Annotated in this window: 21 protein-coding genes; 16 read left to right on the top strand and 5 right to left on the bottom strand. The window is 37.4% G+C overall.

The annotated features are described in order from the left end of the window. Window positions 1-4 precede the first annotated feature (4 nt). From C1631_RS06790 to C1631_RS06775, 4 genes are all read left to right on the top strand, one after another. Window positions 5-3145 carry an efflux RND transporter permease subunit gene (locus tag C1631_RS06790; protein WP_109711282.1) on the top strand — a complete coding sequence of 1047 codons (3141 nt, stop codon included), beginning with the start codon at window positions 5-7 and terminating at the stop codon, window positions 3143-3145. A gap of 17 nt (window positions 3146-3162) precedes the next feature. After that, the gene (locus tag C1631_RS06785; protein WP_228441073.1) at window positions 3163-4575 is read left to right on the top strand and encodes an efflux transporter outer membrane subunit; all 1413 of its coding nucleotides are present in this window, start codon (window positions 3163-3165) and stop codon (window positions 4573-4575) included. A gap of 58 nt (window positions 4576-4633) precedes the next feature. Next, window positions 4634-5185, top strand: a complete 552-nt coding sequence (locus C1631_RS06780; RefSeq protein WP_103248697.1) for a DUF2652 domain-containing protein — start codon at window positions 4634-4636, stop codon at window positions 5183-5185. A 340-nt stretch (window positions 5186-5525) separates the two neighbouring features. Further along, the gene (locus C1631_RS06775; RefSeq protein ID WP_109711278.1) at window positions 5526-7706 is read left to right on the top strand and encodes an outer membrane beta-barrel protein; all 2181 of its coding nucleotides are present in this window, start codon (window positions 5526-5528) and stop codon (window positions 7704-7706) included. A 230-nt stretch (window positions 7707-7936) separates the two neighbouring features. Here the strand turns inward: C1631_RS06775 and C1631_RS06770 are convergent, their stop codons facing one another. From C1631_RS06770 to C1631_RS06750, 5 genes are all read right to left on the bottom strand, one after another. Further along, complete coding sequence (locus tag C1631_RS06770) at window positions 7937-10198, bottom strand: glycoside hydrolase family 3 C-terminal domain-containing protein (RefSeq protein WP_109711276.1); 2262 nt, start codon at window positions 10196-10198, stop codon at window positions 7937-7939. Window positions 10199-10437: 239 nt separating this feature from the next. After that, window positions 10438-11244 carry a methionine ABC transporter substrate-binding lipoprotein MetQ gene (metQ, locus tag C1631_RS06765; protein WP_109711274.1) on the bottom strand — a complete coding sequence of 269 codons (807 nt, stop codon included), beginning with the start codon at window positions 11242-11244 and terminating at the stop codon, window positions 10438-10440. A 97-nt stretch (window positions 11245-11341) separates the two neighbouring features. Further along, window positions 11342-11998, bottom strand: coding sequence for a methionine ABC transporter permease MetI (gene metI / locus C1631_RS06760; RefSeq protein WP_109711272.1), 657 nt, complete (start codon window positions 11996-11998; stop codon window positions 11342-11344). Then, the gene (locus C1631_RS06755; RefSeq protein ID WP_109711270.1) at window positions 11991-13019 is read right to left on the bottom strand and encodes a methionine ABC transporter ATP-binding protein; all 1029 of its coding nucleotides are present in this window, start codon (window positions 13017-13019) and stop codon (window positions 11991-11993) included. The genes metI and C1631_RS06755 overlap by 8 nt, the downstream gene beginning before the upstream one ends. A 17-nt stretch (window positions 13020-13036) precedes the next feature. After that, window positions 13037-14035 carry an EamA family transporter gene (locus C1631_RS06750; protein ID WP_109711267.1) on the bottom strand — a complete coding sequence of 333 codons (999 nt, stop codon included), beginning with the start codon at window positions 14033-14035 and terminating at the stop codon, window positions 13037-13039. 559 nt (window positions 14036-14594) lie between these two features. Between C1631_RS06750 and C1631_RS06745 the strand changes: the two genes are divergently transcribed. The 12 genes from C1631_RS06745 (at window position 14595) to C1631_RS06690 (ending at window position 25269) form a co-directional block, all read left to right on the top strand. Next, entirely contained in the window at window positions 14595-15527 is a 933-nt protein-coding gene (locus tag C1631_RS06745) for a ring-cleaving dioxygenase (RefSeq protein ID WP_103248806.1), read from the top strand. Between the two features lie 58 nt (window positions 15528-15585). After that, complete coding sequence (locus C1631_RS06740) at window positions 15586-15882, top strand: GNAT family N-acetyltransferase (RefSeq protein WP_103248805.1); 297 nt, start codon at window positions 15586-15588, stop codon at window positions 15880-15882. Between the two features lie 136 nt (window positions 15883-16018). Next, complete coding sequence (locus C1631_RS06735) at window positions 16019-16834, top strand: VOC family protein (RefSeq protein ID WP_228441070.1); 816 nt, start codon at window positions 16019-16021, stop codon at window positions 16832-16834. Between the two features lie 144 nt (window positions 16835-16978). Next, complete coding sequence (locus C1631_RS06730) at window positions 16979-17599, top strand: alpha/beta hydrolase (RefSeq protein WP_103249811.1); 621 nt, start codon at window positions 16979-16981, stop codon at window positions 17597-17599. 422 nt (window positions 17600-18021) lie between these two features. Continuing rightward, window positions 18022-18369 carry a cupin domain-containing protein gene (locus tag C1631_RS06725; protein ID WP_103249810.1) on the top strand — a complete coding sequence of 116 codons (348 nt, stop codon included), beginning with the start codon at window positions 18022-18024 and terminating at the stop codon, window positions 18367-18369. Between the two features lie 67 nt (window positions 18370-18436). Continuing rightward, a complete protein-coding gene (locus C1631_RS06720) occupies window positions 18437-20047 on the top strand; it encodes a Na+/H+ antiporter (RefSeq protein WP_109711265.1) in 1611 nt (536 codons plus the stop codon). A 177-nt stretch (window positions 20048-20224) separates the two neighbouring features. Further along, window positions 20225-20536 (top strand): HAD family hydrolase, encoded by a 312-nt coding sequence (locus C1631_RS06715; RefSeq protein ID WP_103249722.1) that lies wholly within the window; start codon window positions 20225-20227, stop codon window positions 20534-20536. A gap of 11 nt (window positions 20537-20547) precedes the next feature. Then, window positions 20548-21132, top strand: a complete 585-nt coding sequence (locus C1631_RS06710; protein WP_103249723.1) for a Crp/Fnr family transcriptional regulator — start codon at window positions 20548-20550, stop codon at window positions 21130-21132. A gap of 197 nt (window positions 21133-21329) precedes the next feature. After that, window positions 21330-21722 (top strand): Rid family hydrolase, encoded by a 393-nt coding sequence (locus tag C1631_RS06705; protein WP_109711263.1) that lies wholly within the window; start codon window positions 21330-21332, stop codon window positions 21720-21722. A gap of 109 nt (window positions 21723-21831) precedes the next feature. Then, window positions 21832-22707 carry a pirin family protein gene (locus tag C1631_RS06700; protein WP_109711261.1) on the top strand — a complete coding sequence of 292 codons (876 nt, stop codon included), beginning with the start codon at window positions 21832-21834 and terminating at the stop codon, window positions 22705-22707. Window positions 22708-22747: 40 nt separating this feature from the next. Then, a complete protein-coding gene (locus C1631_RS06695; RefSeq protein WP_109711259.1) occupies window positions 22748-23437 on the top strand; it encodes a hydrolase in 690 nt (229 codons plus the stop codon). A gap of 59 nt (window positions 23438-23496) precedes the next feature. Next, window positions 23497-25269 carry an amidohydrolase gene (locus C1631_RS06690; protein WP_109711257.1) on the top strand — a complete coding sequence of 591 codons (1773 nt, stop codon included), beginning with the start codon at window positions 23497-23499 and terminating at the stop codon, window positions 25267-25269. Window positions 25270-25290 lie beyond the last annotated feature (21 nt).

The following is a 25290-nucleotide window of genomic DNA, read 5'->3' as shown; positions in this document are numbered from 1 at the left end:
AATCATGTTAAAAAAAATTATAAAAAGACCCGTACTGGCAACGGTTATTTCTGTATTGCTTGTTATTCTGGGGATTGTCGGTATGGTGAGCCTGCCGATTACAAAATTTCCGGACATTGCGCCACCTACCGTAATGGTGACTGCGTTATATCCCGGAGCGAACGCTGAAACGATTGCGAGATCTGTTGCTCCGCCATTGGAAAACGCAATCAATGGGGTGGAGAATATGGATTATATTACTTCCACAGCGAGTAATGACGGAACATTAAATATTACCGTTATTTTTAAACTGGGAACAGATCCGGATCAGGCTGCTATTAACGTTCAGAACAGGGTAGCTCAGGTGACCAATCAGATGCCGGCAGAAGTTATTCAGGCAGGGATTACCACATTAAAGAGGCAAAACAGTATGATTGCGATGGTCTCTCTGACCAGTAAAGATGGTTCTATGAATGATCTTTTCCTTGAAAACTACGCCAAAATTAATATTGTTCCTGAATTGAAAAGGGTAAAAGGAGTAGGAGATGCTATGGTGTACGGGAATAAAGATTACTCTATGCGTATCTGGCTGGATCCGAATAAACTGACATCATACAACCTTACCCCATCAGATGTTTCCCGTGCCATTCAAAGTCAAAACCTTGAAGCGGCACCCGGAAGATTCGGGGAAAGAAGTAAAGAGGTTATGGAATATGTCCTTCGGTACAAAGGGAAATTTACTGAGCCTGAACAATATGAGAATATAACCATTAAAGCATTGAGTGATGGTTCTGTTTTAAAATTAAAAGATATTGCTAAAGTTGAATTTGGAGCCTATAGTTATACCGTTTCTTCCAACTATAATAAGAAAGCGTCGGTAACAATGGCTATTTTCCAGATGGCAGGATCTAATGGAAATGAAGTGCAGATTGCGCTTCAGGAGAGAATGAAAGAATTGGAAAAGTCTTTCCCGGCGGGAATGGATTATGAAATTCCATATGCTACAAAAGAAGCATTGGATCAGTCTATTGAACAGGTGATTCATACTTTGATAGAGGCGTTTATTCTGGTATTTATTGTAGTGTACATCTTCCTGCAGGATTTCCGTTCCACGCTGATTCCGGCTATTGCAGTTCCGGTGTCTATTGTGGGTACTTTCTTCTTTATGAAGATTTTCGGGTTTTCAATCAATATTCTGACCTTGTTTGCTCTGGTGCTCGCTATTGGTATTGTAGTAGATGATGCGATTGTAGTTGTGGAGGCCGTTCACGCCAAGATGGAACATAAAAAACTTAATCCACGAGCTGCAACAATGTCAGCGATGAGTGAAATTACAGGAGCGATTGTCTCTATTACACTAATTATGTCTGCAGTATTTGTTCCTGTGGCATTTATGAGTGGGTCTACCGGATTGTTTTATCAACAGTTTGCTCTGACATTAGCCATTGCCATTGTTATTTCAGCGGTAAATGCATTGACATTGAGTCCGGCATTATGTGCCCTGTTTTTAAAACAGCACCACCCGGGAACTCATGAAAAAATGAATTTTAAAGACCGATTTTTTGCCGGTTTTAATGCAAGTTTCAATAAGCTGACCTTCCGTTACGGAAAAGCTATATTATTCTTATTAAAAAGAAAATGGATTGCCATGCTTTTGATTGTGGCATTCGGAGGATTGTTTGCATGGATGTCTATGACTACGCCTAAAGGATTTATTCCGGATGAGGATCAGAGTTTCATTATTGTAACGGCGAATCTGGCCCCCGGTGCCTCAAAGGATAGAACGTCAAAAGTCGTTTCGGATACAGAGGATCTTCTGATGAAAAATCCTGCTGTAGATAAGGTAATTTCTGTTGATGGTTTGAACTTATTCAGTGGTTCTATGTCATCTTCAGCAGCCTCTATTTTTGTTAAACTGAAAAAAGGAGGCGAGAGAGGGAAAATAAATAATATTAACGATATCATTGGCCAGACACAGGGAATGCTTTCTCAGGATAAAAGAGCCAATTTCCTTGTATTGAATACTCCTACCGTAGATGGTTTCGGAAATACGAGTGGTATGGAGCTGGTGCTTCAGGACCGTACCAACGGTGAACTTCAGAATCTGGGGAATATTTCTTATGGAATGATGGGGGCTTTGATGCAGAGGCCTGAAGTAGCGGTAGCTTTCACGACTTTTGATGTTAGCTATCCTCAGTTTGAAGTATTGGTAGATGAGGTAAAAGCAGCTCAGCTTGGAGTGAGTGTTGCGGATGTATTAGGTGTAATGCAGGGGTATTACGGAAGTATCCAGGCTTCTGACTTTAACAGATTTGGAAAATATTACAGAGTATTGGTACAGTCTACCCCAGAAATGAGACAAGATAAAGAATCATTGAATGGTATTTTCGTGAAAAATAATTTAGGTCAGATGGTTCCTGTGAATACACTGGTAAGTTTAAAGCAGGTTACAGGAGCAGAAGTAGTCGATCGATTTAACCTTTTCAATTCATCCAATTTAACAGTAATGGCAGCCCCTGGGTACAGTACCGGACAGGCGATGGCTGCTATAGATGAAGTAAGTAAACAGGTATTGCCTCCGGGTTATACGTATGATTATAAAGGAATGAGCCGTGAAGAGGCAGGATCCAGTTCACAATCAGTGATGATTTTCGGATTGTGTATCGTGTTTGTATTCTTCCTCTTGTCTGCACAATATGAGAGCTATATTCTTCCATTAGCAGTATTGATTGCAATTCCGGTAGGATTGTCTGGTGTTTTTGTTGGGATTACATTTGCGGAACTTTCCAATAATATTTATGTTCAGATTGCTTTGGTTATGTTGATTGGGCTATTGGCAAAGAATGGGATTCTGATTGTAGAATTTGCGATTCAGAGACGTAGAGCGGGCAAGAGTCTCATCGCTTCTGCCGTTGAAGGGGCAAAAGCCCGCTTGCGTCCTATTCTAATGACTTCTTTAGCATTTATTACAGGGTTGATTCCATTGATTTTTGTGGTAGGTCCATCCGCGTTAGGTAATCATTCTATCGGGTATGCGGCTATTTCAGGAATGCTTTTCGGAACGATCTTAGGGATTTTTGTGGTTCCGGTTCTTTTCGTGGTATTCCAGGCTTTGCATGAGAAAATCAACGGAAGAGTTGTAACGGAAGCGGATTGGGAATATTAATTCAAATGATTTTAAAAATGAAAATTAAAAATATAGCATATATCGCACTTATTTCTGGTGCTGCAGTTTCCTGTGGAGTTCAGAAGTTTGAACGGCCTGAAGTGAAAATGCCTGAAGTTTTTAGAAGCGACAGTATTGTTGTTGAACAACATGAAAATATTGCTAAAATCAGTTACAAAGATTTCTTTAAAGATCCTGTTTTAGTAGGATTGATTGATAAAGCAATGGTGCAGAATAATGATCTTTTGGTAGCATTGAAACAGATAGAATTCGCTTCATTAGCTTATAATCAAAGTAAATGGCTCAATGTTCCGACAGTTAGTGCCGCTGCCAATGCCAATATTAATCGTCCTTCGGATAACAGTATGAATGGGATGATGGCAGGACAATTCATGGGCAAAAGATATATGGAAGATTACACGGCATCTGTTAATCTGTCGTGGGAAGCTGATATCTGGGGAAAGATTAAAGGGAGAAAAGAACAGGCTTTGGCAGAGTATCTTAAAACCCAGGAAGCAGCAAAGGCAGTGAAAACACAATTGGTAGCCACTGTTGTGCAGGGGTATTATAATCTGCTCATGCTGGATACCCAATTGGAAATCACAAAATCAAACCTTTCCTATGCTGATACTACTCTAAAGTTCCTCACTAAACAGCAGGAGCTTGGGTTGACAACAGCTTTGGCGGTACAACAGCAGGAAATTGTAAAAGATCAGATCTTAAAATCAATTCCGGCTATTGAAAGTTCTGTTTTGATTCAGGAAAATGCCTTAAGTATCCTTACAGGGGCTATGCCCGGAAAAATTGAAAGAAGTGCAAGTTTAAATACAGTACAATCTCCGGATCATATTTCTGCAGGTATTCCATCTGAATTGCTAAGCTACAGACCGGATATTAAAACAGCAGAGCTTGAAGTAAGAAAGAGTGCAGCGGCTATCCATGTGGCAAAAATGAGTATGTATCCTTCGTTGAATATTACAGCTCAGGGGGGAGTTAATGCTTTTCAGATCAGTAAATGGTTCAGTATTCCGGGGTCTCTTTTCGGAATGGCAGCCGGGGCGATTGCTCAACCTATTTTGAACGGGAAACAACTGAAAACACAGTATGAGCAATCTAAAGTACTGGCTGACCAGGCAGAAATAGGTTTTAAACAGTCTGTTTTAAAGGCGGTTGGTGAAGTTTCTGATGCATTGGTACAAATTCAAAAACTGGAAGAACAACAGAAGATTGCAGAAGGGTTAGCGATAAAATCCGGCGAGGCAGTAAAGAAGGCTGATTTGTTATTTAAATACAATTCAGCAACCTATGTGGAAGTAATCATTGCTCAAACCAATAAGCTTCAGGCTGAATTGGATCTGGCTTCGCTGAAAGCTCAAAGATTGAATGCTATAACTGCACTCTATCGCTCTGTTGGTGGCGGATGGCAATAAAGTAAAATTGAACCTGCTTCGTCTATACTGATGCAGCAGGTTTTAAATCCATACTACTATGAAGACAAATATACAGGAGGGTATCATTCTTATTCCGGATTTCAGCGGATTTACCGAGTTTGTATTCAATACAAAATTGTACACGGGAGAATATATTGTGAGAGAATTACTTTCTACATTAATTGATGTGAATGAGCGGTATTTTGAAATTTCAGAAATTGAGGGAGATGCTATTTTGTTCTATCGTTATGATCAACAGCCGTCGTATCATAATGTTTCTGGAATACTCCGGAAAATGAGGAATTCATTCAATAAGAAAATTGAAGAATTAAGTAAAAGTTTGAGTACCACCATTGATTTGTCTCTGAAGTTTATTGTTCACTACGGAACATTTTCGCAGTATAAAATCGGAAACTTTAGAAAATTATATGGAAAGACAATTGTGGAAGCCCACCAGCTCCTGAAGAACGGACTTGCAGAGCAGCCGTCTTATGCTTTATATACCAATGCTTTTCTCGAAAACAGTAGAAAACAAAATATGAATATTAATGAAGAAGAGCTGCATAAAGAAGAAGTGGGAGTGATCCATTATTTTGAAAACATAAACTAGCATAATTTTTTAATCCTTGTAAATTTGCTATTGCTAGATGCCCGGGTGAGATCCGGGCATTTTTGCTGAACAAGCAAAGATGAATTTTAAATGTCAACTGATTTTCATGAATTCTTTAGATTAATAAAAAAATCCCATTTTTTGATAATTTAACATTTAAATAATTTATTGGAATATATTTTATTATTGTTTTGTTGTAGTTTTTATATTATTGTTGCTTTTTTTAAAAATATAAAAATAGGTATGTGACTGGAAATTAAATGTTTATTTCATTTTTTTTTATTTTTGATGTAACAAATACTCTATGATGGTGGTCTTATAGAATAAACTAAGATCTCACATGAAATTAATATTATTTCCTATAGCAGTATTAACAGGCACTTTAGCATTTGCCCAGACACAAACTGTGAAGGATACGGTAAAAGCAAATTCAAAAGAAATTGAAGGGGTTACCATCGTAGCCAGAAAACCCACCGTAGAGTCCAAAGTGGACCGAACTGTCTTTAATGTATCCAATAGTTCTATCGTAGCAGGAAATACAACCTGGGATGTTCTTAGAATGACACCTCTTGTAAGTATTGATAATAATGATGCAGTAAAAGCGGAGGGACAATCGGTTACTGTATACATTAACGATAGGAAATCGGTTTTTACAGGTAAAGAATTAAAAGAATATCTTAAGACCATTCCGGCAGATAATCTGATGAAAATTGAGGTGATTACCAGCCCTTCTTCCCGATATGAAACCTCCGGTTCGGTGATCAATATTGTTCTTAAAAAGAGAGATGATGAAGGAATAAAAGGAAGCCTTTCTTTAAATAACAGACACAGTACCAAAAACTCCCAGTACACCAATTTTAATCTGAATTATCACAAGAAAAAATTTACCCAAACCTTTATAGGAAGTTATAATAATGGGAATTATGTGCAGAAGACAGAGACTTGGGACAACCGGTATAAAGATAATAAACTCACTCAGTTTAGCCTCGAAAACGTGATGAGAAACGAGAGCCCATCTCTTTCTTCTACTTCAGAATTTGAAATCAATGATAAGAATAATATAGGTTTTGTACTGGAATATTCACAAAACAGAAATTTATCTTTGGCAGAATCTGAAGGTAAGGTTTCATTGAATGGAGTGCCCGGGGATTCTTTTCATCAGGTTCAAAACACATGGGGATTCAGTCGTAACTTAGGAACGAATGCATTTTATAAATATTATGATAAAGAAAAGAACAGGATTTTAGATATTAATGCAGGAAGTAATTATTCCAGTAATGACAATGATAATTTAATTGATAAAACTATTTTTGATAAACAGGGAGGGCAAAAAGCACAACAATTAGGATTTATCAGTACAAACCAGATGCGTAATTATTACCTCAAAATAGATTATACACAACCTTTGGGTAAATCAGGAGGTACTATGGAAGTGGGAGGAAAGACGGAATTTAACAATCATGTTATTCCTAATAACCTTTATGGAACAAGTATAAATGATCCTCAATCGGAGTATTTTAATCTTTCCAGAAATGACAGATTCTTTTATAAGGATAACCTCAGCTCCTTGTATGCTAATTATAGTAAAACATTTTTCAAAAAACTGGAGGCAAGGGTCGGGATCCGATATGAATATATAGATTTTAAAGTAGGGCAGAATGTAGCAGGAACTGAGAGAAGAGATTCCTATGGTACTTTTCTACCCAATTTATTGCTGAAATATTCTTTTTCAGATAAATACGATGTGAGTTTTACGTATAACCGAAGTATATGGAGACCATGGTATGCTGAGTTTAATCCCTTCCTGATGCCGGAAATTAACGGAACCTATTCCAGAGGAAATCTGTATTTGAATCCTAATCCCAACGACCGTCTTTATTTGAAATTCGGAATTCTGAAAAAATACTTTATTTCCGCAAGATATATGCACACTAATCAGGATTACTGGACAACTTATGTAACTGAAAATGGAAGAACTGTTTCTTTACCTGGTAATTTTGACGGAAAGGTGGAGAAATACTATCTATTCGCCAATACTAATCAGAACTTCCTGAAAAACAAACTCAATGTGAATGTCGGATTTGGTTGGTACTATATTAATAATAAAGATTTTAATGAAAAAAATCAATTAGGAGGTAAAAACTACATCAGTTATTGGGGAGGATCTGCTAATTTATCCTACACTAATCTGTTCAACAAAAACATCAACCTGAGTGCCTGGATGGAAATTGCGAATCAGAACAATGGAAATTCATACGCGAATAATACCAATGTTTTTCATAATATTTCAGTGACCAAAATATTTCCAAAAACCCAGATGGAGCTAAGTATGCAGCTGATGAATATCTTTAAAAGGCCTTCTGGTGATAATACAACCTATAGCCCCGACGGAACCTTCAGAGAGTATTCAAAGTGGGATTGGTACGGAGTGGCATTGACGTTCGTAAAACGCTTCGGTAATCAGAAAGTAAAAGAAAATACCAAAACAGATGTAGAGAAAAACTCCGGAGGAGCAAAATAGACTATATTTGTTAAATGTGAGCGGATCTCCTTTTGGGGTCCGCTTTTTTGTTGAATTTCATCTCACGCAGATTGAGCAGATTATAAAAAAATCTGCTCAATCTGCGTGAGAGATAAAACAACGTAAACAAAAAACAGATCCCCCTGATCAGGAATCTGTTTTTAGCTCAATATAGAAATCAGAAGATATTGAATGTCTTGAATTAACTTTCAACTCTCAATTTTCAACTTTTATTGCAGGGTAAATTTCACTTTCGTTTTGATTGCATCGGAAGAATTTCCGATCAGAGCTTCAAAATCTCCCGGCTCAGCTACCCAGTCATGTTTTTGAGGATCAAAATAACTTAACGCAGTTTTATCAATTGTAAAAGTCACATCCTTTTGCTCGCCTGGATTTAAATATACCTTTTCAAAACCTTTTAATTCCTTTGCAGGACGTGGAACAGATGATTTTATATCGCTGATATAAAGCTGTGCCACTTCAGCTCCTGCTTTTTTACCTGTATTTTTAATGTTTACGGTAAAAGTAATGGAATCATTTTGGGAAATTGTTGTTTTATCCGCTTTTGCTTTTCCAAACTCAAAAGTGGTATAGCTTAAGCCATGACCGAAACTGAATAAAGGCTTAATATTCTTTGTATCATGCCAACGATATCCTACAAAAATTCCCTCATTATAAGTAATATTAATAGGGTTTTTCTGATCTTTTCCTTTTCCTGCAGCTAACTCATCTTTCTGTCCGGGATATTCTCCGAGCTGATGTGCTGAATTATCTTCAAGTTTAACCGGAAAAGTAAAAGGAAGTTTTCCTGATGGATTGGAATCACCAGCTAAAACAGAAGCAATAGAATTTCCGGCTTCCGAACCTAAATACCAGGCCTGAACAACTGTTGGTACTTCTTTGATCCAGGGCATAGCCACTGCATTTCCGGAAACAAGTACAACTGCCAGATTTTTGTTTGCTTTTGCTAAAGCAGAAATAACATGATCCTGATGATATGGAAGGTCATAGCTTTTTCTGTCATTTCCTTCACTGTCCTGGAAGTCTGCTTTGTTTAATCCACCTACAAAAATAACATAGTCTGATTTTTTTGCTAGTTCTACAGCTTCGTTCAAAAGTTCAGTTTCAGAACGGGTATCTTTCAGGTCCTGTCCGGATTTTACTCCATTGTATTCTCCACCGATATCACCCACATAACCTCTTGCATACTGTACATCAGCTTGTTTTCCAAATCTGGATTTGATTCCTTCTAACGGAAGGGTTTCATATTTTACTTTTAATGAAGAAGAGCCTCCGCCTACAGTCATGATTTTTATGGCATTTTCCCCGATAACGGCTATCTTTTTAGTTTTTGAAAGATCGATAGGTAGAACATTCTTGTCATTTTTTAACAAAACAATCCCTTCAGCTCCAATTTCTTTAGCCACTGCTTTATGTTCTTCGGAGGCAATATTTCCAAAAGGCTTATTTCGGTTCATCGTTGTTTTATAGGCAAGACGAAGGAGTCTCGTTACTTTGTCATCAAGTTCTTGGGTACCTACCTTTCCTGATTTGATGAGATCTAAGTAAGGCTTAGCCAGATAATAATTATCATAGGCATTCTTAGTTCCTGCAGAAAGTCCGTTGGTCCATGTTCCGAATTCAAGATCCAGACCGTTATGAATAGCTTGTTCGGTATTGTTGACAGCGCCCCAATCGGAAACCACAACACCTTTGTAGTTCCATTCCTTTTTCAGGATATCATTTAACAGATACTGGTTCTGACTGGCATATTGGCCTTTGTACATGTCATACGCTCCCATGATCGTCCATGAATCTCCTTCTGTAACGGCTGCTTTGAAAGGTGGAAGATAAATTTCGTAAAGTGCTCTGTCATCAACATTCACATTACTGGTATGGCGGAACATTTCCTGATTGTTTAATGCAAAATGTTTCACAGAAGTGGCCACTCCGTTAGACTGTACACCTTTGATGTAGGGAACCACCATTTTCGAAGTCAGATAAGGATCTTCACCCATATACTCAAAATTTCTTCCGTTCAGGGGAGTTCTGTAAATATTGACTCCCGGCCCCAGAAGAATATCTTTCCTTCTGTAGCGGGCTTCTTCGCCTAAAGCTCTACCATAATTCCATGACATTTTTTTGTTCCATGTTGCTGATAATGCAGTAAGAGCAGGGTAGGCGATGATGGAGTCATTGGTCCATCCGGCCTGATCCCATTCATCCCACATGACTTCCGGGCGTACTCCGTGTGGTCCGTCGGTTGTCCAGAATTCAGGAATACCCAATCTCGGAACTCCCGGTGAACTGAACTTCGATTGTGCATGCAGCATAGCTACTTTTTCTTCCAGCGTCATTCTGGAAAGCGCATCCTGAATACGTTGTTCCACAGGTTTTGATTCATCTAAATAAACGGGTAGAGTAGTGTTCTGAGCCATATAAGAAACAGAAATAAAAGTGAATAGACTTACGATGGCGGTTTTCTTTAACATAATGCCTTTTTATTTTGATTGAAAACAAAAATAAAGAAAATTTTCTTTATTATCTCAAATTGAGAAAATAAAAATTTATCATAAAAAAACTGTCTCGTATTCGCGTGACAGTTTTGTATTAAGTAATAAAGCAAAAAAGATAAAGGGATAAAATTGTAAAAGTGTTTGTGAATAATTTTACTGGGTGGAATTACTAAGAAATCTCTTCACTCTTAAACCCGCACACTCTTCCATCCATATTACCATCCCTTCACAGCTCCCCCTTTGAAAACCTCCAGGGCTTTCTTTTCCACTTCATCAGATTGATAAGCTTTAACAAAGTTTTTTACCTTTTGGCTGTTTTTATTATCCTGTCTTGCCACGACCAGGTTAACATAAGGAGAGTCCTTATCTTCTTTAAATATACCCTGCTTTTCTGCATCCAATCCGGCCTGTGCCGCAAAATTATTATTGATGATTCCTACCACAACATCTCTGTCGTCCAAAACTCTTGGGATTTGTGCGCCTTCAATTTCCATGATGTTCAGTTGTTTGGGATTTTCCGTAATATCGGTAACCTTTGGAAGCAATCCAACCCCTGCTTTTAATTTCAGTAAACCATTTTTCTGTAACAGAAGTAAAGAACGTCCACCATTGGTAGGGTCATTGGGAATAACAATCGTGCTCTCATTTTGCAGCTGACTGAGATTTTGGATCTTCTTTGAATATGCTATAATAGGGTATACAAATGTATTTCCTACAATGGCAAGATGATATCCTCTTTGTTTTGACTGTTCGGTTAAATAAGGAGCGTGCTGAAAAGCGTTGGCGTCAATGTCGCCATTCACCAAAGCTTCATTGGGAACTACATAATCATTGAAAGGAATCAGTTCTACTTCAAGGTTATACTTTTCCTTTGCTACCTTCTTCGCTACTTCAGCCACTTCCTGTTCCGGTCCGTAAGTAATTCCTACCCGGATAAAGTTCGGATCGTCCTTTCTTCCTGAACAAGCACTGAAAAGCAGTGTCACAGCAGCTATTAAGCCTAAAATCTTTATTTTTTTCATTCTATTCTTTTTAATTTGTAAAGGAGTTAGAATAGCAAAATCATCTCTTTTACTCTAAAAACCCAATCCTGCACCTTAAAACCCGAAACCCCCAAACTTATCTATGATCAAACCTCTTAGACAGTTTGTCACCCATAAACTGGATGATAAAAACCAAAAGTACGAGTAAGATCAATACAGTATTCATGATCACAATATCATAGCCGATATATCCGTACTGGTATCCTACCTGGCCTAAACCACCGGCACCTACAGCACCTCCCATAGCAGAATATCCAACAAGGGTAATTAACGTAATCGTTGCATTATTAATTAATGAAGGTAATGCTTCCGGAAGCAATACTTTTCTGATAATTTGAAAAGGGGAAGCTCCTAAAGCTCTGGCAGTTTCTATCAATCCATGAGGAACTTCGATCAAACTGTTTTCTACCAATCTTGCTATAAACGGAGCAGCACCTACACTTAAAGGAACCAAAGCTGCATTAACTCCGATGGAAGTTCCTGCCAGAATTCTGGTAAAAGGGATCATCCATACAATTAAGATAATAAAAGGAATGGCACGGAAAATATTCACCACTATGGATAGTGTTCTGTGGTACAGTGTATTTTCCAATAACTGTCCTTTTCTGGTTAAAAATAAAAAAATCCCGACCGGAAGTCCTAAAACAAATCCAAAAAATCCGGATACAAATGTCATGTAAACCGTTTCCCAGGTTCCTTTTGCCAAAAGGGCAATTACCGCATCACTAAGCATATCCTTTTACTGTATTTTGAATTTTGTTCTGATTAAAATAATAGATAACCTGTTGGTTGGCTTCCTCTTCTCCCTGAAGCTGAAGCAACAGTTTTCCAACATTTGAATTTCCGAAGTATTCTACATCAGCTTTCAAAAGTTTGTAAGGGATTTTATGTTGGTTATATAGTGCTGAAAGAATCTGTTCAACACTAAAATTTTCATTGAGTTCGATTTCGACCAGCAGAAATAAACCTTCCTTCGGTTCTTTCTGTAGTCTGCTGTTGAATTCCTGTGGCAGGGTCATGACATCTGAATTTATAAATTGTCGGATTACCGGATTTTCTTTGTCCGAAATAATCTCACTTAAAGTTCCTTTTGTTAATAATTTTCCGTGATCAATCACGGCAACATGGTTGCAAACCGCCTTGATAACATCCATCTCATGAGTAATCAAAAGAATGGTAATACCCAATCGCTCATTGATGTCCTTCAAAAGCTGCAAAATAGATTGTGTAGTCACCGGATCAAGGGCACTGGTGGCTTCATCACAAAGCAGAAGATGTGGATCATTGGCTAATGCTCTCGCAATCGCTACTCTTTGTTTCTGACCTCCCGAAAGACTCTTGGGATAATCGTGCGCTTTATCTTCAAGACCTACGATTTTCAGGAGTTCATATACTTTTTTACTGATTTGCTCTTTACTAAGGTGATCCAGCTCCAGGGGAAGCGCTACATTATCAAAAACTGTTCTCGAAGAAAGAAGATTGAAATGCTGAAAGATCATTCCGATTTTTTTACGCTCTTCAGCCAGTTGCTTTGAGCTTAATCTGGTAAAATCTTTTCCATTGATAATAATTTGTCCTTCATCAGGTCTTTCCAACAGATTTACCGTGCGGATCAGCGTACTTTTTCCGGCACCGGAAAATCCTATAATCCCTACAATATCTCCTTTTTCTATGTTGAGACTCACCTGATCCAGCGCCTTAAACGACTGTTTCTTCTGGTGAAAAGTTTTTGATATGTTTTTAATTTCTATCATTCTGATATTTTATACTATTAAATAGGCTGGTATCGCTTATTTGTCCTATTAAAAAATCTTCTTACTCTTCTTAATTTAACTTTTGACCGTTTTGAAAGTTTAAAGTATTTGGTGACATTTGTCAACAATACTCCCAGCAATATAATTGCCAAACCATACAACTGGCTTCCATTGATGCTCTGGTTGGCAACAATCCAGCCTGCAATCACGGTTACAATAGGATTGATATAGGTATGGGTGCTTACAAGGGCTGCGGGTTTCACGGACAAGAGCCAAATGTACGACAAATAAGCGACTATTGATCCAAAGAAAATTAAAAACAGAACACCAAACCATGCCGGTAAAGGGACTGCGGAAATCGAAAAATGCGTCCATTCTCCTCTGATAAAAGCTATCAGAAAGGCTGCTATACCTGCTACAATTAATTGTTGGGCAATATTCATGAATGTAGAATGGGAGGCTGGATTTTTTTTCGAATATAAAGAACCTAAAACCCAGGCAATCGAGCTCAATCCTAAGACTATAAATGCCGTAATTCTAAGATTTCCGTCAACCATAGCATGTGCTGCATTGGAATGTACACTTCCTTTTAAGAAGAATACCAGTCCTACAAACCCGATTGCCAGCCCTATAGGAATAAATTTGTCTGAAAAATAATATTTCCAGTTTTTTCTGTCGATGGCAATAAACCAAAAAGGTCCCGTCGCAATTGAGATCGCAGCCTCAGAAGCCGTTACATATTGTTCTCCCCAAGCCACAAGACCTGTTCCTCCTGTAAGAATAAGCACTCCCGTGATGGCATTTTTCTTCCAGTTAGTCAGAGAATTTGCTCTTTCTCCTTTTGAAAGGAGATATCCAATCATCAGAATTCCTGCTACCAGGAATCTCAATCCTGAAAGAATGAATGGCGGAAAACCTTTTAAGCCAAATGAAATAGCTAAAAACGTAATTCCCCATATTACATAAATGTTTGTAAACGCCAATGGAACCAGCCATTTGTTTTTAGAATTGCTCATTTTTATTTTTTTAATGTTGTTGTGTTTAGTGTGTTTTTAATAAAAAAGGCCCTACAACTTGGTAGGGCCTTTAAAATATATCATATAAAAAGTAAGGTCACCCACAGTATTTCTGATGCATAGGCATACACGTAGCCATCATCATTTTTTTGATGCTATGTTTCTTTATTGAATTATTATTTAATTCTGCCTTCATTTTATTTTTTTTCTTGAATATGGTGCAAATATATAATATAATTTTTATTAGTCCACTAAAAAAGTAGAGAATTTACATATTAATTTATCGTTAAGGGATTTAAATGATTGATTTTCAGTTTTTAATATACTTTTTGGCTTTGATGTTTTTGCCGTGAAAAGTTTTAGTATATTTTTTTTAATTCATTTGTTGTTGAATTGATGCTTAAAGTTCTTTGTTAAAAATGTAAAATAAGTCTTATTTTTTAAGAAATGTGTAAAATTGAATGATGGGAATCTATTTTTTGTAAATTTTTATCATTTATTAAACTAGTTAAATGTTCAGAATTTCTGTTGATGGTAATTTAGCATTAAAATTAAAGACATGGACAACAGAATATTAGGTCTGCATCATATTACAGCAATAGCGGACAATGCAAAAAGAAATTTAGATTTTTATACTCAGGTATTAGGGGTAAGACTGGTGAAAAAAACAGTCAATTTTGATGATCCCGGAACGTATCATTTTTACTTTGGAAATGAAACCGGAACTCCGGGGACAATTCTTACTTTCTTTCCATGGGAAGGGATTGGCCCGGGAACTAATGGAAGCGGTATGGCCACTCATATTGGATACGCTGTACCAAAGGGAAGCCTTAAACTCTGGAAAAATCGTTTGGAAAATTTAAAGGTGAAAGTTGAAGAAGGAGAGATCTTTGGCGAAAAACTGATATCCTTTAAAGATCCTGACGGTCTTCAGTTACAATTGATAGAACCATCCGGTGATGACAACAGAAAAGTATGGACAACGGATGATATTAAAGATGAACAGGCTTTAAAAGGTTTTCATACTATAACTTTAACATTGAGAAATGCTGACCCTACCATGAAAGTATTAACAGACATTCTTGGATATGATCTTCACAAGCAGGAAGGAGAAAGATACAGATTGGCAACAGACGCTATTGATACGGCCAATCTGATCGATATTATTGAAAATGATAAAATTCCGGCAGGAAGAAATGCAGCGGGAACCAATCACCATATTGCTTTCAGAGTAAAAGATGACAATATTCTAATGGAATACAGGGAAAAAGCATTATCTGCAGGCTTAAGCATTACTCCGAAAATTAACAGAGATTATTTTTATTCATTGTATTTCCGTGAACCGGGAGGTGTGTTATTTGAAATTGCTACTGATAATCCGGGATTTACTGTGGATGAACCTTTGAATGAACTTGGTTCTCACCTGAAACTTCCGGCACAATACGAAGGAATGCGTGATAAAATTGAAGGCGTACTGCCGAACTTATCATAGATCATTCACCAGCTCTGATAAAGATGTTAATTTTGAATTATCATTAAAATAACAAAAAATGGAAAGAACAGAAATCGTATTAGAAGGAAGAAAAGGAGAGATTCAACTTTTCTCGGATGATCATAAAGCAGGAAAAATGGATATTTCAGTAATCGGGAAAAAACTCACAGTATACCACACCGAAGTTAACCCTGAATATGAAGGAAAAGGTTTTGCTAAAATTTTATTAGAAAGACTGGTTTCCCACGCAAGAGAAAATGACCTGAAAATTGTACCGTTGTGCCCGTACGTTTACGCACAGTTCAAGCGTCATCCGGAAGAGTATAACGATGTTTGGATGAAGGAAGAATTGTAGTATAGAGTTTGAGATGAGAAGTATGAGAAAGTGGGGGATATAAGTTTGATCTGCACATTATCTTTTTACAAATCCTTCATCATAATAACGACTCATAATTTTCAATTATCAACTTTCAATTATCAATTAAAAAAATATGCAACTTATTACAGGACTACACCACGTTACGGCTATCACCGGTAATGCACAGGAAAATATAGATTTTTACACAGGAGTATTGGGACTTCGTTTGGTAAAGAAAACCGTTAATTTTGATTATTCGGAAGTATACCATTTTTATTTCGGAGATGAATTCGGAACTCCGGGAACCATCATGACTACCTTCCCTTACGGTAAAGATCTCATCAATGGAAGACATGGAAAAGGAATGCTGAATACCACAGCCTTTTCAGTTTCAATAGATGCTTTGGATTATTGGATGAACCGTCTGGATCAGTTTAATATTCATTACAAACAGCCCCAACAAAGATTGTCGGATGAGGTATTTATTTATCTTGAAGATTTTGACGGGCTTGGTCTTGAACTTGTTTTTAATAACAAAGATGAGAGGAAGGGGTATTACAACGGCTATATTCCTAAGGATTACAGCCTTAAAGGAATTCACCATGTGGAAATCTGGCTCGATGCTTATGAAAGAACAGCGGCGCTTCTGACCACGCAGATGGATCATAAAGTAATCGGTGAAACGCCCGACAGATTACGATTAGGAACTGAAAATATTCCTGGAAAATATGTTGATTTATTAAGTACTCCAACTGCATTGAAAGGACTTGCCGGAAGAGGTACGGTACACCATGTTGCTTTTGCAACTCCGGATGCCGCAACACAACTTGAGATGGTGGAAAGATTAAATGCTTATGGACTCGAACATACCGAAGTAAAAGATCGTAAATATTTTACCTCTGTATACTTTAAAGAGCCGGGAGGAGTATTATTTGAAATTGCCACGTAAGGTCCGGGATTTGATGCAGATGAAGAGCTTGCATTTCTTGGTGAAGATCTGCAGCTGCCCCAACAGTTTGAAGAGCAAAGACAACACCTGGGTGAAGTTCTTCCGAAAATAAATTATCCAACAGAAAAATTCAGATAAAATATAATGATCCACACTTTAAATATAAAAACAGCAGGAATACCTTTGAAGCAGGCCGAAAAAGCCTTGATTATGATTCATGGAAGAGGAGGAAGTGCCCAGGATATTCTGAGCCTTTCCCAGCATTTGAAAGTCAAGGATTATGCCTTATTAGCTCCACAAGCTCTGAATCATACCTGGTATCCTTTATCATTTATGGCCCCTGTAGATCAGAACGAACCCTGGTTGTCCTCAGCTCTTGAAATGGTGGATGAGACTGTAAAAGCTGTTCTGGATGCGGGAATTAGACCAGAAAACATTTACTTTTTCGGATTCTCCCAAGGTGCTTGTCTTACCTTGGAATTCTTAGCCCGAAATGCACAGAGGTTTGGCGGAGCTACGGCAATTATTGGTGGTGTCATCGGTGATAAGGTTAATCGGGAAAATTACAAAGGTGACTTTGCAGGAACTCCTGTTTTCCTGGGAACCAGTAACCCTGATTTTCATGTTCCTGTAGAAAGGGTATATGCAACAGCCAATATCTTCAGAGAAATGAATGCTGAGGTTACTGAAAAAGTATATGCAAATTTTGGACATTCGATCAATCAGGAAGAAATGGAACTGGCCAATTCAATTATATTTAAATAAATAATTTTTACCACGAAAGACTTGTAGCACTTACGTTTAAAAGGCGAAGATTTTTTCTTGAAAATACATGCTGTTATTAGAAGCTGGTTTATTTTGCCACTAATGTACGAATGCTTTTATTCGTGCATTAGCGGTTAAAAAATCTTAAAACAATCTCTGCGTAAATCTGCATTATCTGTGGGAAAATAAAACCACAAAAATTTTAACACTTAAGTTATTTAAGTTGCAAGCTTTATGATAGAAAGTACGCTAAAGTCTTATGAAAATCTTTGATTTTCTCTGAAGTGAACTTACTTATTGGGTCGCAGTATTAAATGTGCTGAAGTGAACTAAAGTATTTAGAATGAAAATCTGCGTTATCTGCTCCATCTGCGAGAACAAAGACGTAGTGAATGTAAATTTTTTTTTAATTTGAATAAACAATGAAGATTACACGCATTTACAGTGATGAAAACGGAGATTCTCATTTTGAAGATATCCAGATTCCTCTTGTTGATCAGGGTGAAATAGGGTTTCTTTCTGATGCAGTTGATGTTAAAAAATTACAGTTCAGAAAAGTTTCTGCAGACTACGATTATGACTTTCATTGTGCTCCGCAAAAGCAGTATATTGTTCTTTTGGATGGCGGAGTGGAAATAGAGACCTCACTCGGAAAAAAAAGACAAATCCAAACCGGAGAAATTCTTCTGGTAGAAGATACAACTGGCAAAGGACATAAAACAAAAAACCTTCAAAAAAAAGAAAGACTATCATTGTTTATTTATATTTAAAAGATAATTATTAAAACTTTACTTATCATTTTCAACTTTTCATTCTCAATTTTCAACTAAAAAAACTATGCACGAAAATTTCCTTCTTATCCTGGGACTTCTTTTAATTGTTATGTTGCTGGTTATGCTGGCACAAAGGATCAAAATTGCCTATCCTATATTTCTGGTATTGGCCGGATTGGGAATCAGTTTTATTCCCGGAGTTCCGGTTTTACAACTGGATCCTGATATTATATTTCTGATCTTTTTACCGCCATTGCTTTACGAAGCAGCCTGGTATACCTCATGGAATGACTTCTGGAAGTGGAAACGACCTATCAGTCTACTGGCTTTCGGATTGGTATTTTTAACGTCTTTGGTCGTAGCATATGCTTCACAGGCGCTGATACCAGGTTTTACGCTCGCTTTAGGATTTTTGTTGGGAGGTATTGTTTCACCACCGGATGCTGTAGCAGCGACTACCGTGTTAAAAGGTTTGAAGGTACCCAAACGTACCATTGCTATTTTGGAGGGAGAAAGCCTTATCAATGATGCTTCATCACTGATTGTTTTCAGATTTGCACTGGCTGCCGTAGTGACAGGAGTATTTTCCATGCAGGAGGCGACGGGACAATTCTTTCTGGTAGCAGGAATGGGAATTGTGGTAGGGATTGTAGGAGCACATATTTTCTATGCCATTCACCGGTTTTTACCGACGACTCCGGCAATTGATGCCGCTCTTACTGTAATGACTCCTTATATTTTATTTTTATCAGCGGAACATTTTCATTTTTCAGGAGTAATGGCGGTGGTAAGCGGAGGACTGTTTATGTCTTTCCGGGCCCATGAAATATTTAAAACAGGAACTACAAGAATTAATATGACCGGAGTCTGGAATACCCTTATTTTTGTGATGAATGCTTTTGTTTTCGTATTAATAGGTCTGGAACTTCCAGATATTGTTAATGGTTTAGGAGAAATCTCTGTAATGAAAGGTATTGAATATGGACTGATTATCAGTTGTATTGTTATTGCTGTGCGTTTGTTATGGATTTATCCGGTAGCTCATATTCCAAGATGGCTGAGCGAAAAGGCGCGTCGTGATCCGAGTCCTGGTTGGAAGAATCCTTTAATTATTGGCTGGGCAGGAATGAGGGGAGTAGTGTCTCTGGCAACAGCTTTATCAATTCCGGTAATGATGAATTCACAGGCTGAATTTCCGATGCGAAATCTGATTATATTTATTACTTTCGTCGTGATTTTTGTAACCTTGGTTTTCCAGGGATTAACATTGCCTCTGATTATTAAATTAACCAAAATCGGAGAAATTGATCATATTCTTCCTTCTCATGAACAGCAGGCAGGAATTCAGATGAGACTAGATAAACTGGCGGTCGATAAGCTTACCCATGAGTATAAAGAAAGTGTAAACACCAATAACATGGTAGGAAATCTTAAAAAGGCTCTGGAAAACGAAATTCATCTTCATCAGAATCATTTAGCTTCAATAGAAATGTGTACCAACAGGCAGAATGATATGAAAGAATACCATCAGATTATGCTCGATATTTTTGCCTTACAAAGAAAAGAATTGTTCAGAATGAAACGCGAAAAACAATACAGCGATGATGAAATCCGAAAAGCAGAATCCCAACTCGATCTGAATGAATTGAAAATTACTGGAAATAAACACTTATAAAAGTTGAAAATTGAGAGTTGAAAATTGAAAGTGAACCTAAGTGAGAAGTTGAAATTCTTGTCATCTTTAAACAACTTAATTCTACATACCCTCAACCGGAAACTAAAATCTAACAACTAGAATCTAGCAACCAATACCTAGCAACCAATATCCAGCAACCATTAACCAACAAACCTTATGAATACACTACATTTTTTAGTAATCGGAAAAAACAAGGAAATCCTCGATGTTTTAAAAAGAGTGATCGAGAATAATGAAGGCTGGACTGCCAATGTGCAAACCGATGAAAATTTCTGCTATGAGTACATCCAACAAAATAAGGTAGATATTGTACTGTTAAGCTCCGGTTTAGAAGATGAATTCGAGGAGAAGATTAAAATATTCTGTAACGGTTTAGACAAAGAAGTTAAAGTTATCGACCATTATGGAGGAGGAAGTGGGCTTCTGAAGAATGAAGTTTACAGTCTTTTTCCTAATTTGCGGGAGTAAACTTAATTTTTATGTTTGAAAATATCATCAAAAATATTGGCCGGTTCATCACCATCACTCCTGAAGAAGAAAAAATTTTTACTGACTTATTGGTTTGTCAGGCATTTCCTAAGAAAACCATTTTATTAAGAGAAGGAGAAATTTGCCAGTTTGAAGGATATATTCATAAAGGATGTGTGAGAATGTATTGTCTGGATGATGATGGTTCCGAAGTGACCCTTTTGTTTGCTATTGAAGACTGGTGGATCAGCGATATCGCATCTTTTCAGGAGCAAAAACCTTCCAACGTATTTATTGAAACTCTGGAAGATTCAGAAATTTATATGTTGAATCCTACCACCAAAGAAAAACTCTTACATGAGATACCAAAATTTGAAAGGGTTTTCAGAATGCTTGTTCAGAGGAATCTGGCAACCCTTCAGAAGCGTTTGGTAAACACCATCTCAAAAACAGCATCAGACAGATATCTTGAATTTATTAAAGTATATCCTTCAATCCCGCAAAGAGTAGCACAATACTATATCGCTTCCTACCTTGGGGTTTCAAAAGAATTTGTAAGCACGATCAGAAAACGTCTTGCTTCAAAGGAGAAGTAATCTCTCAGGTTTTAAGAACCCTTTCTTTCATTTCAAAAAAGAACAGGCTACTTACATTTTACATTTATCTATAATCACACTACCGGATACTTTTGTATCCGGCATTTTTTTTTGCAGGAAGTGTTTTATTAAACTAGTTAAATTTTTAAGATTTCTATCTGTTCTACATTTGCCTTATTAATTTAAAAAATAAAAAAATGTCACAGGAAAATAAAACAGCAGAAGGCTTTGGAATGCCTTGGGAAAATATTTACGGATATGCACAAGCGGTAAAAAAAGGGAATACGGTTTGGATTTCTGGTCAATTGGGTCATAACAAAGAAGGTGAATTGTTAGAAGGAATGGAAGCGCAGATGAAACAAACCTATACAAATATCAAAGAATTATTGTCAAGATATGATATGACCATGGAAAATGTGGTGGAAGAAGTGATTTATGCAATGGATATGACAGCAGCATTTGAAGTGAGAAAAAATTTCAAAACAGAATTTTATGATAATCCTAAAACTGTAGCCAGTACAATGATAGGAGTAAGCGGACTAGCATTGCCGGAACAGCTTGTTGAAATTAAAATCATTGCAACGGTATGAGTTTACAAATGAATTTTCCGAAATCATCATTTATTAAACTAGTTAAATGCACAGGGTTTTCGGTCTCAATAAATTTGTCACATCAAAATCAAACAAATAATAGCTCGATATGGACAGAAAAGATTTTTTAAAAAAAGGTTTATTGGGAACAGGAATGTTTGTAGCATCAGCTTCTCTGGCAAGTGCAATGAAAAATGAAATCGACGAAATTGAACCTCTGGAGCCGATAGGATACAATCATTTGCCCAATACAGAATCAAAAATTAAAGAAAATTCTGTCCTTCATAAGGCCGATTCCAGAGGGAAGGCCGACCACGGATGGTTAGTAAGCAATCATACTTTCAGTTTTGCCAATTACCATAATCCTGAGAGAATGCACTTTGGAGTGTTAAGAGTTCTGAACGATGATAAAGTGGAAGCAGGAAGAGGTTTCGGAACCCATCCTCATGATAATATGGAAATCATAAGTATTCCTTTGGAAGGAGATCTTGAGCATAAAGACAGCATGGGAAATACGGCCATTATTAAAAGTGGAGATATTCAGGTAATGAGTGCCGGAACAGGAATTATGCACAGTGAGTTCAATAAAAATAGTGACCAGCAGGTAAAATTCCTTCAAATCTGGGTGTACCCGAACAAAAGAAATGTAAGTCCCCGATACGACCAGATTACTTTAGATAAAAGCAAAGGACAAAACCAATTTCAGCAGATCCTTTCCCCCAATGCCAATGATGAAAGCGTTTGGATTCATCAGGACGCGTGGTTTCATCTCGGAACTTTTGATAAAGACTTAGAAACTCTTTATACCATTAATAAAAAAGGCAACGGAGTATATGTTTTTATGATCAAAGGAAGTGCGGAAATCGGAGGTCAGATCGTAGAAGAAAGAGACGGCTTCGGAGTTTGGGATATCAAAGATTTTACTATTAAATCAATACAGGATGGTACAGAAATCCTTCTTATGGAAGTACCAATGACACTATAAAAACAATTTAATTCAAAAAACAACATGTAAATTTTATATTATGAAAAAATTAATTCTATCACTTGTTACCGGTTTATTATCCTTAACCGCAACGGCTCAAAATCCGGGAAAAGCATTATTAAATCCCACAAACCATGCATTAGTATTGATTGATCATGAAGGGCAGATGGCTTTTGCAACAAAGAGCATCAGCATGGAAGAGCTGAGAAATAATGTAGCGTTGGTAGCAGGAGGATCAAAGATTTTTAACATTCCGACAGTAGTAACTACAGTGGCAGAGAAATCATTTGCCGGACCTGTTTTTCCTGAGATCTCCGAGGTATATCCTCAGGCGACAAGTGGGTATGTTGACAGAACAACAATGAATACCTGGGAAGATGCTAATGCTCACAAAGCCATTACGGGAAAAAATAAAAAGAAACTGGTCTTTGCAGGATTGTGGACGAGTGTATGTATTGTGGGTCCTGTACTATCAGCTATTGACGAAGGTTATGACGTGTATGTGGTAACAGATGCTTCAGGAGATATTTCAAAAGAGGCTCATGATCAGTCTTTAACCCGTATGGTTCAGGCAGGAGCGCACCCGATCACTTCTGTTCAGTATGTATTGGAACTTCAGAGAGACTGGGCTAGAAAAGAAACTTATAAGCCGGTGAATGATTTGATGAAAAAATACGGAGGAGCTTATGGTATCGGAATTCAATATGCTCAGGAAATGCTGAAACACTAAGAATAAACTGCGGCAGATTCCTGCAACTGCCGCTTTTCTTTACCCTAAATATCACTATAATGAAACGACTGAATATACTTATACTTTCTGCAACGATTGGAGCAGGGTTCTTACATGCCCAAAAAGCAGATATGATTATTACCAATGGCAAGATTAGTACAATGGATCATCATAATTCCGAAGTACAGGCCGTGGCAATAAAGGATCATAAAATTCTTCAGACAGGAACGAATGCTCAGGTTTTAAAATTAAAAGGAAACAACACAAAATTAATTGATGCTAAAGGAAACAGGGTGATTCCCGGGTTGTTTGACAGTCACCTCCATGTGATCCGTGGTGGCCGTTTCTACAATACGGAACTTCGTTGGGATGGGGTGAAATCTTTAAAAAGAGCTTTGGAAATGTTGAAAGAACAGGCTCAGAGAACTCCAAAAGGGCAGTGGGTGAGAGTGATCGGTGGCTGGAACGAATATCAGTTTGAAGAAAAAAGACTGCCTACCCTGGCAGAAATTAATGAGGCTACAGGAAATGTACCCACTTTCATCATGTATCTCTATGGAAAAGCATGGTTGAATAAAGCGGGTGTCAAGGAACTCAATATCAACGGAGATACTCCTAATCCTGCCCAGGGATTAATTGAAAAAGATAACAACGGAGATCCTACCGGTTTACTGGTTGCAGAACCCAATGCATTTATCCTTTATTCTACCCTGGCAAAATTACCGGAGTTAAAAGATGATGAAAAAATAAATTCTACCCTTCAATACATGACAGAACTGAACCGGTTAGGAGTAACAGCTGTAATGGATGCCGGAGGAGGCTTTCAGAATTTTCCGGATGATTATGGAACTACCGATCGGTTGAACAAAGAAGGGAAAATAACAGTTCGTTTGCCATATTATCTGTTTGCTCAGAAGAAAGGAACAGAACTGGCAGATTATACCAAATGGATAGGGATGGTAGAGATTGACGATCATGGTCACAATGATTTCAATGAAATTGATTATCATGTGAATGGTGGAGGAGAAAATCTTGTGTCCGACGGAGCCGATTTTGAGAATTTTCTTTTTCCAAGACCGGAACTTCCCGCAACAATGGAAAAAAATATGAAAGATGTGGTAAGTCTTCTGGTAAAAAATAAATGGCCTTTCAGAATTCATGCGACGTATAATGAAAGTATTACCAGATTTTTGAATGTCATCGAAGAAGTCAATAAAGAAACACCTCTGAATGGTTTGGTATGGTTTATTGACCACGCAGAGACTGTGACTGAGGAAAATATGAAAAGGATTAAAGCATTAGGCGGAGGTATTGCCATTCAGCACAGAATGGCTTATCAGGGAGAAAGCTTTATTCACCGATATGGTAAAAAGCCTGCCTTAGCATCCCCTCCCGTAAAAAAGATGCTTGAAATGGGAATCCCTGTGGGATTGGGCACAGACGGAACAAGAGTAGCCAGCTATAATCCATGGATTGCTTTATACTGGATTACTACAGGAAAAACCATTGGCGGAAATCAGGTGATGGGTAAAGAAAATGTTCTGGACCGAAAAACGGCCTTATCATTATCTACTTATAGCGGGTATGAACTGATCAAAGATTATGAGAAAGGAAGAATTCAAAAAGGATATTTTGCAGACCTTACTATTTTGGATAAAGATTATTTTACGGTCAATGATGAAGAGATTAAAACCATTACTTCAAAACTGACTATCGTTGACGGAAAAGTGGTCTATGGCGATGATACATACAAGACAGCCGCTCCCGCAAAACTTCCCGTTATCCCAGATTGGTCACCGGTTAAATATTACGGAGGTTATCAAACAAAATAAGAAAAAAAATAATCCTCCAAA

The sequence above is a fragment of the Chryseobacterium phosphatilyticum genome, from assembly GCF_002899825.2.
Lineage (GTDB): Bacteria > Bacteroidota > Bacteroidia > Flavobacteriales > Weeksellaceae > Chryseobacterium > Chryseobacterium phosphatilyticum.
The sequence above is the reverse complement of the archived record's forward strand: the minus strand, read 5'-3'. Positions and strand labels throughout refer to the sequence as shown.